The 16194-nt window shown below is 53.5% G+C and carries 12 protein-coding genes; 8 read left to right on the top strand and 4 right to left on the bottom strand.

All coding sequences use genetic code 11. From position 1 onward, the window contains the following. Positions 1–55 precede the first annotated feature (55 nt). The gene (locus tag R6H26_RS21335) at positions 56–829 is read left to right on the top strand and encodes a biotin--[acetyl-CoA-carboxylase] ligase (RefSeq protein WP_404785357.1); all 774 of its coding nucleotides are present in this window, start codon (positions 56–58) and stop codon (positions 827–829) included. Here R6H26_RS21335 and purU read toward each other — a convergent pair. Next, positions 826–1680: a formyltetrahydrofolate deformylase gene (gene purU, locus R6H26_RS21330; protein WP_404785356.1), complete on the bottom strand. Its 855-nt coding sequence runs from the start codon at positions 1678–1680 to the stop codon at positions 826–828. The two genes, R6H26_RS21335 and purU, sit on opposite strands and share 4 nt — an antisense overlap. Before the next feature lie 184 nt (positions 1681–1864). Here purU and R6H26_RS21325 point away from each other — a divergent pair, with 184 nt between their 5' ends. The 4 genes from R6H26_RS21325 to R6H26_RS21310 all read left to right on the top strand — a co-directional run bounded on the left by R6H26_RS21325 (position 1865) and on the right by R6H26_RS21310 (position 9324). Then, positions 1865–5755 (top strand): EAL domain-containing protein, encoded by a 3891-nt coding sequence (locus tag R6H26_RS21325; protein WP_404785354.1) that lies wholly within the window; start codon positions 1865–1867, stop codon positions 5753–5755. Between the two features lie 103 nt (positions 5756–5858). Further along, on the top strand, positions 5859–6296 hold the full coding sequence (locus tag R6H26_RS21320; RefSeq protein ID WP_404785352.1) for an RrF2 family transcriptional regulator: 438 nt from the start codon (positions 5859–5861) through the stop codon (positions 6294–6296). A 97-nt stretch (positions 6297–6393) separates the two neighbouring features. Further along, positions 6394–7356: a cysteine synthase A gene (gene cysK / locus R6H26_RS21315; RefSeq protein WP_404785351.1), complete on the top strand. Its 963-nt coding sequence runs from the start codon at positions 6394–6396 to the stop codon at positions 7354–7356. 597 nt (positions 7357–7953) lie between these two features. Further along, a complete protein-coding gene (locus R6H26_RS21310; protein ID WP_404785349.1) occupies positions 7954–9324 on the top strand; it encodes an AmpG family muropeptide MFS transporter in 1371 nt (456 codons plus the stop codon). 11 nt (positions 9325–9335) lie between these two features. Here R6H26_RS21310 and R6H26_RS21305 read toward each other — a convergent pair whose 3' ends face one another. After that, positions 9336–10691, bottom strand: coding sequence for an NAD(P)/FAD-dependent oxidoreductase (locus tag R6H26_RS21305; protein ID WP_404785348.1), 1356 nt, complete (start codon positions 10689–10691; stop codon positions 9336–9338). 294 nt (positions 10692–10985) lie between these two features. Between R6H26_RS21305 and R6H26_RS21300 the strand changes: the two genes are divergently transcribed. After that, positions 10986–11606, top strand: a complete 621-nt coding sequence (locus tag R6H26_RS21300) for a Uma2 family endonuclease (RefSeq protein ID WP_404785346.1) — start codon at positions 10986–10988, stop codon at positions 11604–11606. 30 nt (positions 11607–11636) lie between these two features. On the opposite strand, the gene recQ is transcribed toward R6H26_RS21300, so the two are convergent. Further along, positions 11637–13868, bottom strand: a complete 2232-nt coding sequence (gene recQ / locus R6H26_RS21295) for a DNA helicase RecQ (RefSeq protein WP_404785344.1) — start codon at positions 13866–13868, stop codon at positions 11637–11639. A 321-nt stretch (positions 13869–14189) separates the two neighbouring features. Between recQ and R6H26_RS21290 the strand changes: the two genes are divergently transcribed. Continuing rightward, complete coding sequence (locus R6H26_RS21290; protein ID WP_404785343.1) at positions 14190–14423, top strand: type II toxin-antitoxin system Phd/YefM family antitoxin; 234 nt, start codon at positions 14190–14192, stop codon at positions 14421–14423. Continuing rightward, positions 14420–14839: a type II toxin-antitoxin system VapC family toxin gene (locus R6H26_RS21285; protein WP_404785342.1), complete on the top strand. Its 420-nt coding sequence runs from the start codon at positions 14420–14422 to the stop codon at positions 14837–14839. Before R6H26_RS21290 ends, R6H26_RS21285 begins: the two co-directional genes overlap by 4 nt. A gap of 141 nt (positions 14840–14980) precedes the next feature. On the opposite strand, the gene R6H26_RS21280 is transcribed toward R6H26_RS21285, so the two are convergent. Then, positions 14981–16105, bottom strand: a complete 1125-nt coding sequence (locus tag R6H26_RS21280; RefSeq protein WP_404785340.1) for a site-2 protease family protein — start codon at positions 16103–16105, stop codon at positions 14981–14983. Positions 16106–16194 lie beyond the last annotated feature (89 nt).

Genomic DNA, 16194 nt, shown 5'->3' with positions numbered 1-16194 from the left:
GTGCGTCCCCCATTAACGCCTTTGCTGGGCGCTAGCAGCAGATTAATATCAGGGAATGGATTTATCTGAAAACCCCGTACCAGAGTGGCTCCATTGGCTGGAGACTTGTCCGAGTACCAACACTTGGGCGATCGCCAACGCCCCCCAACTCCATCATGGCGACGTGGTCTTCACCCAGTACCAAACCGCCGGAAGGGGCCAGCAGGGCCGAATTTGGCATTCTCCTCCCGGCGTCTTGACCGCGAGCTTCGTGTTAGACCGCATTCCTGCGGCGCAGCTTCCGGCCCTAAGTCTGGCGGCAGGGCTAGCCGCGATCTATGCCATCGAAGATCTGGCCGCAGACTGTCAGGGCCACCTGCACTTAAAGTGGCCGAATGACGTGCTGGCCCAAGGGCGCAAGTTGGCTGGTATTTTGTGCGAAGCCAGTTCTATGGAAGCTACGGGGCGAGTTGTCGTTGGGATTGGACTTAATCGCTGTGGAGGGCAACAAGGAGCACTGGCCGCGATCGCCCCTCAGAGCGTCAGTCTCGATCTGCTTTCTTCTATAGTCCCGAGCGAGTTAGATCTGCTGAAACGCCTGCGCCATTATTTGCGTCAGACGGCAGGGTTGCTTCAATTCAAAGAAAATCGATCCGGTAGCGGGTTAAATGACCTCTTGCCCGCGTTGCGCGCTCGCGATGCGCTGTTGGGTCAAAGCATTACGGTAGACGTGGGAAGCGAGAAATTTACAGGTGAGGGCGCTGGCATTGGCGATCGCGGTCAATTCCTCCTGCGCTTGAGCAATGGCGAAGTGAAAGCATTTGCGAGCGGGCATATTACTTTGACCTAAGCAAACACAACCGTGCGATTGCCGTAGACCAAAACGCGATTTTGGAGATGCGATCGCACGGCCCGTGCCAACACAATGCGCTCTAAATCCTTCCCCTTGCGTACCAGATCCGCCGCCTCGTCCCGATGGCTGACCCGCACCACATCCTGCTCGATAATGGGGCCTTCATCCAGATCCGCCGTCACGTAGTGGGCCGTAGCCCCGATAATTTTTACGCCGCGCTCGTAGGCCCTTTGGTAGGGGTTTGCGCCCGCAAAAGCTGGCAAAAACGAGTGGTGAATATTAATGATATTGGGGAACCGATCCACAAAACTCGCACTCAGGACCTGCATGTATTTGGCTAATACGACGAGATCGATGTGGTGCGTTTGCAACAGATCTAAGGCTTTGGCTTCCTGTTCCAGTTTGGTTTCTGGAGCAACGGAAAGGTAATGATAGGGAATGCCAAACTGCTCGGCCACGGGCCGGAGGTTTTCGTGGTTGCTGACGATGAGCGCAATCTCTGCATTAAATTCCTTGGCTTTCTGTCGCCACAGCAAATCGAAGAGGCAGTGATCTTGACGGCTCACCCAAAGGGCAAGACGGGGGCATACATCTGAAAATTGCAGCTTCCAGGATGCTTCTAAGGGCTGGGCGATCGCCGCAAAAGCTGGCCCTACCAGATCTCGTGGGAGCTTAAACCCCTCAAGCTGCCATTCAATTCGAGTTAGAAACAGACCTGCCGAAAAATCAGTGTGATGATCGGCATGAACAATATTGCCCCCGTTAGCGTAAATAAAATTAGAGATCTTAGCAACTAGCCCTTGCCGATCGGGACAGGTTACGAGAAGTGTTGCGGTTGCACCTGACATAAACAAAACGATTCAATCCTGCGTGAGTTACTGAACCTTAGTCGCCAAAGCATTTACCCATCAAGTTTATCCTGGGAGCAAGAGGTGTATGGCTTGGCTCTTGCCTATACTTAGTTGAGAAATAGCTAATTTTAAGCGTCATTAGTATAGTGGGAAGCCAGAGCGATTCTAATGGGGGGCTACGGTGAATCGACGAATTATTCAAGGGGCGATCGCGATCGTAGTCCTAATTTCTGGCCTAGCTTTAGCGGGTTGGCAATTTCATATTTTCTTTTTAAAAAATTTATGGGCTGGCAACATCTCGACCATGAAGGCTAATACAGCCCTGGGACTGATGTTATCGAGTTTATCGTTAGGGCTGTTGCAAGGAAAGCGGCTCTCTCGTCTAAGGTGCCGCATCGCGCAGGCAATGGCGGTGGGCGCGATCGCCCTTGGTGCCCTTACCCTGATGCAGTATTTTTGGGGTTGGGATTTGGGTATCGATCGATGGCTGTTTCGAGATCTCGAACCCTCAGCAACAACGCTATATCCAGGGCGTATGGGGATAAACACCGCCGTCAATTTTGTCCTTTTAGGTGTTGGGCTGCTGTTGCTCACCTCCAAAACTCGGCGGCGGATTGTCCTCGCTCAGCTTCTAGCCTGCATCGTTGCTCTCCTTGCATGGATGGCCTTTTGCGGACATTTATTTGGCGTTGACGTACAGTTCAAGGTGGTCGCACACATCTTCACGCTGGCGCCCAATACCAGTGTGGCCTTTATGGCGCTATGCGTTGGAATTTTGGTGACTTATCCTCGTCAGGGGCTGATGCAGCACATCACCAGTCCTCTAGTCGGTGGAATTATTGCCCGACGGGTAATTCCTTGGGCGATCGCCCTTCCGATGGGTCTCAGTTGGCTAGTCCGTCAGGGCACAGCACTTGGACACTACGACAATGCCACGGATGATGTCCTTGTGGTAATGGCTATGACGATCGCCTTCTCCAGCTTGGTGTGGTGGAATGCCAGACTGCTGAATCAGATGGAAACCCAGCGCATCCAAATCGAGACAGACCTACAGCAGGCCAACGAACAGCATCTCAAGGCAACAGAGCGAACCGATATCCTGCGCTATGAAACCCAACGTCTTTCAGAGATCGTTCAACTTCAGCAAGAGGTTGCTCTAAGAGGGTTTAGCTTAGATGAGGCCATGACTCTCATTGTCGAACGCGCCCAACAACTTACCCACGCCAGCGGATCGATTATTGAAATGGTTGAAGGCAACGAGCTGGTCTATCGAGCCGCTAGCGGTCAGGTTGCCCCCTATGTTGGGCTGCGGCTGAAGGTTAATGCCAGCCTGTCTGGATACTGCCTCACAACGGGTGAAATTCTGCACTGTCAGGATGTCGCTACCGATCCGCACGTAGATCTTGAAGCCTGCCGCCGCATTGGCATTCAGTCCATGATTGTGGTGCCGTTTCAGACCACCGAAGGGTATCAGGGCGTCCTTAAGGTATCGGCTTCAAACCCTCATGCCTTCACTGACCAAGATGTTCAGGTGCTCCAGCTCCTTGCCGCGTTTCTGGCAAGCTCCCTCCAGCTTGCATCAGAATTTGAGGCCAAAAATGCGCTGCTGCTTGCATTACAAGACAGCGAAGAACGATATCGTTCCGTCATAGAAGCCCTAGCAGAGGGTATCATCCTACAGGATTCAGCTTCTACCATTCTTGCCAGCAATGCCAGTGCTGAAGCTATTTTGGGCTTGTCCTTAGCGCAGATGAAGGGACGGTCTTCCCTCGATCCGCGATGGCAGGCCATTCATGAAGACGGTTCACCCTTTCCTGGGGAACAGCACCCGACCATAATGACACTTCGTACGGGCAAATCCTGTCGCAACGTCATCATGGGTATTCGCAAACCAGACGATCGCCTCACCTGGATTTCGGTTAATTCTCAACCGTTATTCCATCCCGATGAATTGCTGCCCTACGCCGTTGTGGCCTCATTCTCAGACATTACCGAGCAGAAACAGGCTAAAGATGCGCTAAAGCAGAGCGAAGCCGAACTCCAGGCGCTCTTTGCTGCCATGACAGATATTGTGCTCGTGCGGGATGCCCAGGGTCTCTGTTTAAAAGTGGCTACGACCCACGCGCAGGGACTCTATCAGCCCATTGAAGCGATGGTGGGTAAGACGCTCCACGAAACCTTTCCCCTCCCCCAAGCCGATGCCATGCTGAACTATATTCAACAGGCCCTAGAAACACAGCAAACCGTACAAGGGGAGTACAGCCTGGAGATGGAGGGAAGACAGCATCATTTCTCAACCAACTTTTCGCCCATGTCCGCCGATGCAGTTGTCTTAGTTGTGCGGGATATCAGCGCTCAGAAGCAGCTCGAGCAAGACCTATTTGAAGAAAAAGAACTGGCCCAAGTGACGCTGCACTCCATTGGCGATGCTGTGATTACAACGGATGCAGAGGGCCGCATTAAGTACTTCAACCCAGTCGCCGCCAGCTTGACGGGCTGGAATCCACAAGAGACAGCAGGTCTCCCCTTTGGGGAAGTCTTCAAGATTTTCAACGAAGTTACAGGTGAACCCGTCGAAAATCCGCTCGAAAGAGCGCTTCAGGAGGGACACAGAGTGGGATTGCCCCATCAGACCATCTTAATGTCATTGGATGGTCGCGAGATTCACATTGAGGACTCAGCAGCGCCCATTCGCGATCGCGAGGGTCGAATGATGGGTGCGGTGATGGTGTTCCACGATGTCACCCAAGCACGGCGTCTATCCCAGCAGCTCACTTGGGAAGCCAGCCACGATGCCCTAACCCATCTGATCAATCGGCGGGAGTTTGAGCAGCGGGTGGAGCAAGCCCTCGCCAGTGCCCAGTCCCAAAACCAGGTTCATGCCCTCTGCTATTTAGACCTAGATCGCTTCAAGATCGTGAATGACAACTGCGGTCACGCCGCTGGGGATGAACTTCTCCGTCAAATTACCGTGCTTTTGCAAACCCAAGTGCGTAAAAGTGACACCTTGGCACGGCTCGGCGGCGACGAATTTGGCATCTTGCTGAATGAATGTCCTTTAGACCAAGCGTTACGCATTGCCAATCAGATGCGGGAATGCGTTCAGTCCTTCCGGTTTATTTGGCAAGATCAAACCTTTGCCATTGGTGCGAGTATTGGTCTGACGGCTATCGATGCAGAGAGCGAAAGTCTGTCTAGCCTTTTAAGTGTTGCCGATGCAGCCTGTTATACCGCCAAAAATAAAGGGCGAAATCGGGTTCACGTGTTTCAACCCAACGATCGGGATTTATTGCAGCAGCGCGGTGAGATTCAGTGGGCTTCACGGCTATCGCGCGCCTTAGAGGAGGATCGCTTTTGTCTCTATTACCAGCCTATTGCTGCTGTTACGACACCCGCTCAGTCCGAGCATTACGAAGTTTTAGTGCGGTTGATTGATGAGCAGGGCAACTTGGTAGCTCCCATGGCGTTTATTCCAGCCGCTGAGCGCTATAACCTGATGCATCTGATTGACCGCTGGGTTATCAAAACTTTATTTAAAACCCAAGGCTCCCATTACCGTGAGATCTGGCAGCAGTGCCAGTTGGAGGGAGTAAGCTGCGATGCGCTGTATGCCATCAATCTCTCAGGGGCAAGCATCAATGACGACCAATTCATGGATTTTGTACAGGAACAGTTTGCCCTGCATCAGATTCCGGCTCCGCTGATCTGCTTTGAAATTACCGAAACTTTGGCGATCGCCAATTTAACCAAAGCCCGCCAGTTTATTCATGAGCTCCAGCGTTTGGGGTGTCATTTTGCCCTTGATGACTTTGGTAGCGGCATGTCCTCCTTTGGCTATCTTAAAAACCTGCCCGTAAACTACCTCAAAATCGACGGCAGCTTTATCCGCAATATTGTTAAAGATCCCGTGGATGAAGCCATGGTAGAAGCTATGGTGCGGATCGGTCATGTGATGGGAATGAAGCTGATTGCGGAGTTTGTAGAAAACGACGCTATTCTAGAGCGCATTAAGGTCTTAGGCATCGATTACGCCCAGGGCTATGGTATTGCAGCACCGCGCCCTCTAACTTAGAAATTTCAAACCCTCAGACGGTTTTTATAAAATACTAAAACTACGGTAATAAACCGGGGTATAATCGATATGAGATGATTTACTGCCCTGGACAACGCAAATCGTGGAACTTTCTTGTAAAAGCGAATATGCGCTCTTGGCCTTAATGGCTTTAGCAGATTCCTTTAAAGACAACGAGCCGCTCCAAATTCGTCAAATTTCAGCTCGACAAGAGATCCCAGACCGCTACTTAGAGCAGCTCCTTGCCATCCTGCGGCGGTCTGGTTTGGTGCGATCGCAGCGGGGGGCTAGGGGCGGTTACATTCTGGCACGGGAGCCTTGGCAGATTACGGTGTTAGAGGTCATGAATTCGATTGAAGGGCAGGATGCAGATGCGATTGGTGGGAGCAAGTCTGCTGAAACAGCCGAGAAAAAGGTTCTCAAAGATCTTTGGAAAGGATCCTGCGAAGCCATGCGAGGAATCCTCCAAAAGCATACGCTTCAAGATCTCTGCGATCGCCGCGATGCCCAGAAACAGGCGGAGCTAATGTATTACATTTAGGACAGCAGGGTTTGCTCAATCGTAGTCTAACGATCTAATGAGTCATAGGCTGCTGTCAGTCATACCGCAAAGTTTTTAGAGAGATAGGAATTCGGCCATGCACGTTGCTCGCGACATCACTGAACTCATCGGGCGCACGCCGTTGGTGCAGCTCAACCGCATTCCCCAGAGTGAAGGTTGTGTGGCCCAGATTTTGCTCAAGCTAGAAAGCATGAATCCCTCCGCTTCTGTCAAGGACCGGATTGGTATCAACATGATTGAGGTTGCGGAGAAGAACGGGTTTATTTATCCCGGTAAAACAGTCTTGGTAGAACCGACCTCTGGCAATACTGGCATTGCTTTGGCGATGGTGGCCGCTGCCAAGGGGTATCGCCTCATTTTGACCATGCCGGAGACCATGAGTAGCGAGCGCCGCGCGATGCTGAGGGCCTATGGCGCGCAGCTAGAGCTAACGCCGGGAAGCGAAGGGATGAAGGGGGCCATTCAGCGCGCGCAAGATCTGGTCGATCGCATTCCCAATGCCTACATGCTTCAGCAGTTCCAAAATGCGGCCAATCCCCAAATCCATCGCGATACCACGGCTGAAGAAATCTGGCGCGATACCGACGGCCAAGTTGATATTTTGATTGCTGGCGTGGGGACGGGTGGCACCATTACGGGCGTTGCCGAGGTCATTAAGGATCGCAAGCCGGGGTTTCAGGCGATCGCCGTAGAGCCGACCAACAGCCCTGTCTTGTCGGGCGGCAAGCCTGGGCCGCACAAAATTCAAGGCATTGGAGCTGGGTTCGTGCCCCCGGTGCTGCGAACCGATCTCATCGATGAAGTCATCGGCGTGAGCGATGAAGATGCGATCGCTTACGGTCGCCGCATGGCCCGCGAGGAAGGGTTGCTGTCGGGGATTTCGTCCGGTGCGGCCCTGTGTGCGGCCATTCAGGTGGCCAAACGTCCCGAGAACGAAGGCAAGCTAATCGTCGCGATTCAGCCCAGCTTTGGCGAGCGTTACCTCAGCACGGCGCTATTTCAAGATCTAGAACCCGCCTTTGCGATTTCCACCCATTAGCCTGCAGGGGATCTTCATCTTGACCTCCGAGAGACTCCCGACCACAGCGCGGTAGCGCTTGGCGGGAGAGGGATACTTCGACAGGCTCAGTAACAAGGAGCGGCAATGTAGCGAAGCGGAATTGCCAAACTCTTGCTGTATAATAACTTTGGTCGTTGACCCACCCGCGACAACGGAGACATAAAGCCTAACACCAAAGTTTTTCTGCACCCGCAGAAAACGGCGAGGAAAAGTTGGTAGACCGGGAAAAGATTGACGGGCAATGGTAATACATCCCCGATTGACGCAAAACCCATAAACATTTGTTTGTGACTCAATAAAACCGCAGGGCTTGCGGGGCTAGTCTGTGGAGCGAACATAAGACCAAAACTCCTAGAGGGTAGAGGCAGTTGCGATGAAGCAGAAACTCAAATCGTGAGGTTTGGGAATCCCCCACCACACCGTTAGGTTGGTGGCGGGAGGATGTCAATCGAAGGGCTTCCTAGAGCAAGACTGTGGCATGATGAGAGGTTGATTTTAGCCTTATCCCAATGGAGGGGATATCGGGCAAAACGAACGTTTTCAAGCCTCAGTCCTTAGCCACAAGCGAGCAGTGCCGTGAAAAAAGCCCCGTCCGTTCTTCAAGTTTTTGGCAGCCGCAAAATGGCAGCCATTCTGACGCTGGGCTTGCTGTCCGGTCTCCCCTTCGCCCTGACCGACGATGCATTCCGTGCTTGGATGGCAAAGGCAGACCTCAATCTCTCTACGATTGGCTGGTTTAGCTTAGTTGGGTTGCCCTACTCCCTCAAATTCCTCTGGTCGCCCGTGCTAGACCGCTACGTCCCTCCCTTTCTGGGACGGCGGCGAGGATGGATGCTGGTGGCGCAGATGGGGCTAGTGGCGGCAGTCCTGGCGATCGCCTTTCAAATGTCTGTCATTCCCGGTCTGGATGGCCCCTCGCGGACGCTTTGGCTTCAGGCATTGGCCGCAACCGCTCTCCTCATTGCCTTTTTGAGCGCCACCCAAGATATTGCCATTGATGCCTATCGCACCGACGTCCTAGAAGAGCGCGAGACGGGTGCCGGGGCCTCTTTGTATATTTTGGGCTACCGCATCGCGCTATTGCTGACGGGATGGATTGCCTTCAATCTCGCGGATCGATTGGGTTGGCACTGGGTCTACGTCTTAATGGCAGGACTGATTGCCGTCGGAGCCATCACCTCCTTCTGGGCACCGGAGCCAACCCGCGACGAAACGCCGCCCGCGACCTTTGCCGATGCCGTCGTACAGCCCTTCCTAGACTTCTTTCGACGGTTGGGCTGGAAACCTGCGGTCTATACCCTGCTTTTTATCGTGCTGTTTCGCTTGGGCGATGCCATGGTTGCCAAGCTAGCGGTCCCGTTTTTGGGGGCCAAGGGCATTGGCTTCAGCGACGGAGATATCGGCAACATCCGCCAGGGCATGGGCCTCATTGCCACCATTGTGGGGACGCTCATGGGCGGTGCTGCCCTCAGCAAACTGGGCGTCAATCGATCGCTCTGGCTGTTTGGGAGTCTCCAGGCGGTCAGCAACATCGGGTACTACATCCTGGCCGTCGTCGGCAAAGACTACCTCACCATGGTGCTGGCCATTAACGTCGAAAACTTTTGCAGCGGATTGGGCACCGCAGGCTTTGTCGGCTTTTTGATGAGCCGATGCAACTCTCGCTTTTCTGCCACCCAGTTCGCGCTCCTCTCCAGCCTCATGGCCGTGGGACGGGACCTCATTGCAGGCCCTTCGAGCGGCATTATTGCTCAAGGCATCCAGCAGTGGATTGCCGTCACCCCAGGAATCAAAAGCAACCCGTTTCTGGCAGGTTCCACGGGCCAGGGATGGGCGTTGTTTTTTCTGATCACGCTGTTGGCGGCTGTCCCAGGACTGCTGCTGCTGCCCTGGTTTGCCCCCTGGAACGAGAAACCTCCCCTCTCCATGCCGCGACCCGGCCTCTGAGCGCGACCCGTTCAGCTCGCGTTGACAGAGACCCGATCTCTCGCAACCTCGGGCTGCTCTACCTCAGCGATTGGAGGTTCGGAGACGATCGTTTCGGACCCGGTAATCAGCCGCGCGCCGCGCTGCCGGGTGAAGTAATTCCAGCCCCACTGCAATAAAACCACCATCTTGTTGTCGAACTCGATGAGGTAGTAAATGTGGGCAAAAATCCAAATAAACCAGGCGAGCGGCCCAGAGAATTTCACAAAACCCAGGTCTACGACTGCCGCATTTTGGCCGATCACGGCCAGACTGCCCACCTCTCTGTACCGGAAGGGCGCAACCGTCTTTCCGGCCAACTGAGCGGTAATCTTTTGGGCCACGTATTTGCCCTCCTGGGTGGCCACGGGCGCGACGCCCGGTAAAGGATTTTCGCCTTGATGGGCAAAATGGGCCAAATCGCCGACCACAAAGATATTGGGATGTCCTGGCACGCTCAGGTCCGAGTCCACCATTACCCGTCCGACGCGATCTAACGCCGCTCCAGTTCGTTCCGCCAAAACCTTGCCCATGCGCGACGCTTTGACACCAGCGGCCCAGAGGACGGTGCGGGACGGGATCGGCTCGGTGCGATCGCCCTGCTGAACCGTCACCCCGGATTCGTCCACGTGGATGACGCGGGTTTGGGTGCGAATGGTAACGCCCAGACGCTGGAGCGATCGCGCTGTTTTTTCCGACAAATCGGCGGCGTAGGGGGGCAGCACCCGATCCAACCCTTCCAGGAGCAGCACCTGGGTCTGCTGAATATCGATGTTGCGGAAGTCGTCCTTGAGGGTCTTGAAGGCTAGCTCAGCGATCGCCCCAGCCAGCTCCACCCCCGTCGGCCCGCCGCCGACCACCACGAACGTCAGCATCGCCTTGCGTTTTTCCGGGTCGGGTTCCTTTTCTGCCATCTCAAAGGCCATAAAAATGCGGCGGCGCATTTCTAAGGCGTCTTCGACGGTTTTGAGTCCTGGTGCAGTCTGCTGCCATTCTTCATTGCCAAAATAATGATGGTGCACGCCCGTCGCGACAATCAACGTATCGTAGGGAATGCATCGATTGGGCGTCACCACATGCTGCGCCGTCGCATCTAAGTCGATGGCGTGCTCCATCAAAACCTGAGTATTGCGGTAGCGACTGAGGATGCTGCGCAACGGCGAAGAAATTTGGGCCGGAGAAAGGGTACCTGTGGCGATCTGGTACAGCAGCGGCTGGAATAAGTGGAAATTTCGCTTGTCTACTAACGTGACGTCTACAGGAGCGCGGCCCAAAACCTTAGCTGCATACAGCCCGCCAAAGCCACCCCCCACTATGACAACCCGATGACGCGAGGGTTGTTCGATCATGATGAACTCCTATAGCTGCAACAGAATTTGAGTTGGTTTAGCAGGGACATGAAACTGAGAGGGATACCCTATCCCCACTACCTTAAGGATTTATTCCCTAACCTATAAGTAGCGATCATTACGATATGCTACACCTTCGCTGGCAAACCTTGACAAAAGTCCGTCAACTTTTGTCCAGAATGCAAGATCTGCATTGTCGGGTATTTTCTGAACGGACCATATTGTCAACGCAGATAGCGCTATGGTTCGCTATGGTTTAGGTATATCCGACTGAGCCTTTAGGATGGCAGGGCAATGGTTCAATCTACTGCTCAGACCGTGACGTTTGACGCCTTTGTGGAATGGTATCCAGAAACGGGGCGATATGAGTTAATCAACGGGACGATAGTTGAGATGTTTCCGACTGGCCCTCACGAAAACGTTGTGGGATTTCTGGCCGTGGAGGTTGGCTACGAAATTCGGCGTAGCAGCCTGCTGTACTCTATGCCTAAGACGTACTTGGTGCGATCGCCGGATCGGGAGTCTGGATACCAGCCCGATCTGTTGGTTGTAGACCCGCAGGCGTTAGATGCGGAGCCATTGTGGCCCAAACAATCCATTATTACGATGGGCAGTTCGATTAAGCTTGCCGTTGAGGTGGTCAGTACGAACTGGAAAAACGACTACTTACGGAAGCTTGCCGATTACGAAGATTTAGGTATTTCTGAGTATTGGATTGTAGATTATAGGGCGCTCGGCGCAGTGCGATATATTGGCTTGCCGAAGGTGCCAATCGTTTCAGTGTATGCCCTGAATCAGACTGGCGAATATGAGTTGCGACAGTTTAAAGGGACTGAAAAAATCGAGTCGCTCTTATTGCCTGAACTTGCGTTGACGGTCGATCGAATTGTGATAGCGGCTGGTGCGGATCTCTGAAAACTTGAGTTCAGTCAAAGGTAGCTATCCTTATTCCTGCGATCGATGCCAGTCCGCTCGCACGAGCTTGATCTCATCGTAGGAATATTCTTCGCCCAGGTGATTGCGGATGAGGGTGAGTGAGATGGCTCCCACCTGGGCGATCGCTGCTCTAATCTTCTCCTGACGATCTGCTGCCACTAACGCATCCAGCTCGATCGGATGCCCCTGCTCGATCAGCTCTACGATGTGACTTAGGATGGTGGTTGACTTTAAATGCCGGCGTTTGGCAATTTCTGCGACGCTGCATCCCTGCTGGAGGAGGGCCAGCGTGGTCGATAGCGTTTCGGCTAAGGTAAAGTCATCGCTTTCGGGAGCGGAGGGGGGAGATGGGACCTCAGGCTCAAGGGCGACGGGTAATCCCTGTTCTGACCTGAATCCGTGAATTTCGCTCAAAAATTTGTCGCCGTACTGAAGCAGCTTTCGGCTGCCGACGCCAGAAATTGCGGCAAATTCTGCCAAGGTCTGGGGCTGCTGCTGCGCCATCGATTTGAGCGTGGAATCCGCAAACACCATGTAGGGGGCGATCGCCCGTTCGTCTGCCAATTTTTTCCGCAATGCTCGCAGGCGCTGGAATAATGCCTCGGCATCTACGGAAACAGCCGTTTGAGAGCGGCGATCGCTGTCAGAATCCGCCGTTTGGGGTGAAACTGCAACGCAGACAGATTGCTGCTTCCGCATGACCTCCCAACTGCGAGCGTTGAGCTTGAGGACCGGATAGCCATCGGTGGTCTCATCGAGCAGGCCCTGCTGAAGCAACGTACGCCCCAGCAACCGCCATTGGTCTGCGGTTCTATCTTTGCCGATGCCGTAGGTTGAAAGCTTGTCGTGTCCTTTTTGGGTGATGCGCTGCCCTTTGGAACCGCGCAGGACATCAATAATGTGGTTCATGCCAAAGCGCTCCTGACAGCGGGCGATACAGGAGAGGAACTTTTGAGCATCGACCGTCCAATCCTCAACGGGCTTGGGGTTGCGGCAGTTATCGCAGTTGTTGCAATTGCCCGGAAACTGTTCGCCAAAGTAGCTGAGCTGGATAGTGCGGCGGCAGACGGTGCCCTCGGCGTAGTCGATGACCTGGCGGAGCTGCTGGCGGGCGATGCGCTGTTCTTGCTCTAACGGTTCGCCCGTAGCGGGATTGACCTTTTGGTCGATCATCCAATCGATGGTACGGATGTCCTTGGGGGCAAAGTACAAGATGCAGACGGCGGGTTCCCCGTCCCGTCCGGCGCGGCCTCCTTCTTGGTAGTAGCTTTCGATATTGCGCGGCAGGTCGTGGTGGATCACAAACCGCACGTCGGGTTTGTTGATGCCCATGCCAAAGGCGACGGTTGCGACCATCACCTGCACGTCGTCTCGCAGAAAGCGGGTTTGGTTTTCGGACCGGAGGCGATCGTTGAGTCCGGCATGGTAGGGCAAGGTACTCACGCCATCCCGTTGGAGTTTTGCAGTCAGCTCGTCCACTTGGCGGCGGCTGGCGCAGTAGATGATGCCGGAGCCTTCGGTTTTGCGGATATACTGCAAAATTTCGTCGTAGAGGTTGCGATGTTTGGGGCGAACTTCGTAGTAAAGGTTGGGGCGGTTGAAGCTGGCCAGGTGAACGAAAGGATCGCGCAGTCGGAGCTGGTGCAGGATATCTTGGCGGACGCGATCGGTGGCGGTGGCGGTCAAGCCCATGACGGGGACGTTGGGATAGCGATCGCGCAGTTCGGCCAAGCGGCGATACTCTGGCCTAAAATCGTGCCCCCATTCTGAGACGCAGTGGGCTTCGTCGACGGTGAAGCAGGAAATACCGACGCGGGATTGCAGTTGGACTAGGAATCCAAGAAAGGAGGGGTTAAAGAGCCGTTCTGGAGCGACGTAGAGCAGCTTGATGTCGCCGCGCAGGAGTTGGGCCTCGCGATCGCGGGTTTCGGCGATGCCCAGACTACTGTTGAGGTAGGTGGAGGGGATTTGGTTGACCTGTAATGCCGTGACCTGATCCTGCATGAGGGCGATCAGGGGGGAGACCACGATGGTGACGCCGGGTCTGAGGAGGGCGGGGAGCTGAAAACACAGGGATTTTCCGCCTCCGGTGGGCATGATGACGAGGAGATCTTGCCCCGCTAAGGCTGCGTCGATGATGTCGCGTTGGCCGGGGCGAAAGGTATCGTAGCCGAAGTAGTGCTTGAGGTAGGTTTCAAGGGTGGGGGTTTGGGTTGTGGCGATTCCAGGCTCGACGGTCATCCCAGTGTGGTGAGTCAGAGAACGTTTGCACTCTATCCATCATGGCAAGGGATGGGGTTTAAGGCAATGAGATGAGATAACGGCTCTTGGCTGCTCAAACCATCAAAGAAAACATTAAGCAATCGTGTATCCACAAAATTGACGCCTGAGGGAAGATGGACACTTAACAGAAAGTTCGGAGGCAGGGGTTCTCTTATCTTTAAGGATTTCACAGGGGAAGAGATCGGATGAATTGTGGGTGGTTTATGAAGGATTTTTTAAATCTCCAAAATCTGGATTGGACAAACTAGACTAGATACAGACCAGAATCAGAGGTGCATCGTGAAAGTTGTGGGTGTCTATGAAGCTAAAACGAACTTTACTGAACTTATTCGTGAAGTTCAATCAGGTGAGACAGTGACTGTTACTAAGCATGGTCATCCCATTGCCAAGATAGCTCCTATCTTTGAGGTTCAACCTGTTGAAAATACGATCGCTCAACTGAAAACGTTACGAGAGTCTATGCGGTTAGATGGATTGTCGGTTCAAGCGTTACGCGAGGAAGGCCGACGTTGAAGTATTTCGTTTTAGATTGCTCTGTCACGATGGGATGGGTTTTAGAGGATGAGAAAACTGACTATACGGAAGCCGTTCTGGATTCACTAGCTGAAAATAGGGCGATTGTTCCGTCTCTATGGGAGCTTGAGGTTTCAAATGTGTTGATCGTTGCAGAACGTCGAGGTCGTATCACTCAGGCTCAAACTACCCATGCTTTGTCGCTACTCAGTGCGTTGCCGATAGTGGTGGATCCTTTAGTTCCTAAAAGGATGTTAGCGACTGTTTCTGCTTTAGCTAGGGAGCATCAATTGTCTGCGTATGATGCAGCATATCTGGAGTTAGCACTGAGAGAGGGTGCGGCGATCGCTACTCTCGATCGAAAGCTTGAGCGTATAGCCCTGAAATGTGGCGTTGCAATCTATAAAAAAAGCTAGATTTGATTTTTGTGCATTGAGGTCAAGTATAAGAGTAGCTTAGTAGTGCAGAAAACTCTGATGAGGCTGAAAGCATTAGAAGGCAGTCACTTTGTCGTCGCCTAGCTCGTCAGCGAGCTTGAATGGGGTGAGGAGATTGGTTTATGCAGGACTGGCCTGCACGCGTCGCTGAACGAGATTTAGGATAGAAGCCTTTTCTAAAAGTCCTACCAAAATACCATTCTCGCGAATCACCGTTAGCGTCGAGAGCTTATTCTCTTCGAGCTGCTTCACCACCTCCATGAGAGGCAGATCGGAGTCGATGGTCTTGGACGCCTCGACGGGTTGTGCCAGTTCGCTGACTCGGAGACTAGACCAGCGCTCTGTCGGAATAGATTGCAGCGCATCAACAGCGATCGCCCCCAGCAATTTCCCCTCACCATCCACCACTAAAAACTGACGCCAGTTGTCTCGGCTGAGAATGAGCTTGTCTGCAAACTCTCGCAGCGCGATTTGACCCGATACGATCGGACCGTTGGGCGTGACCGCATCGGCAGCCGTCAACCCCGCAAATTGTTCTTGAACCCGCGCGTATTGGGCAGAACGCCCCGCATTTTGGAGCAGGAAAAAACCGATCAGGACATTCCAAATGCCGCCAAAACTGCCGGAAATCGCCAGAGGCAAAAGACCCGTGGCGATCGCCACCCAGCCCAGCCCTTGACCCACGCGACTGGCAAACTTAACGCCCTTGTAGGGATTGCCCGTCATCTTCCACACAGCCGCCTTCAAAATATTGCCACCGTCTAAAGGCAGCCCTGGAATCAAATTGAATACCCCTAAAGTTAGGTTGACGTAAGCCAAAAGACTCACAATAGCGCCAACTGGACCGGCTAACTGAAGGCTAGCGCCCGCGAGCGTGGCAATTCCAAAAAGTAAAAAACTGACCAGCGGCCCGGCGATCGCCACCCAAAATGCACCCGCTGGCGTCTCGGATTCTTTTTCGAGACTGGCCAGACCGCCAAACAGAAATAGCGTAATCGACTGCACTCCAATGCCTTGACGCAGCGCCACAAAGCTATGGCCTAACTCGTGGGCCACAACCGAAGCAAATAATAGCAAAGCCGTCGCGAAGCCCAATAGCAAAGGAATGCCCCCAGCTAAAGAGGGGAACTGAGCCGCCAATCCATTCCCGTAGGACAGCGTTACTAAACCCAGTACCAAAAACCAAGAAGGATTGACGTAAAAAGGAATGCCAAAGAGATTCCCGACGCGGATGTTGCCGTTCATAGCAGCGACCTTTGACGAACTGTAGAAGGAGTTTTTGTTTCGTTAAGTTCAATTGTAACGAAGTATTAAAAGCCGCTTTTACCTTTTAA

Origin of the sequence: Altericista sp. CCNU0014, assembly GCF_044923475.1 — a bacterium.
Lineage (GTDB): Bacteria > Cyanobacteriota > Cyanobacteriia > Thermosynechococcales > Thermosynechococcaceae > JAAURS01.
Note: the sequence above shows the minus strand (reverse complement) of the source record. Positions and strands in the feature narration are given on the sequence as shown.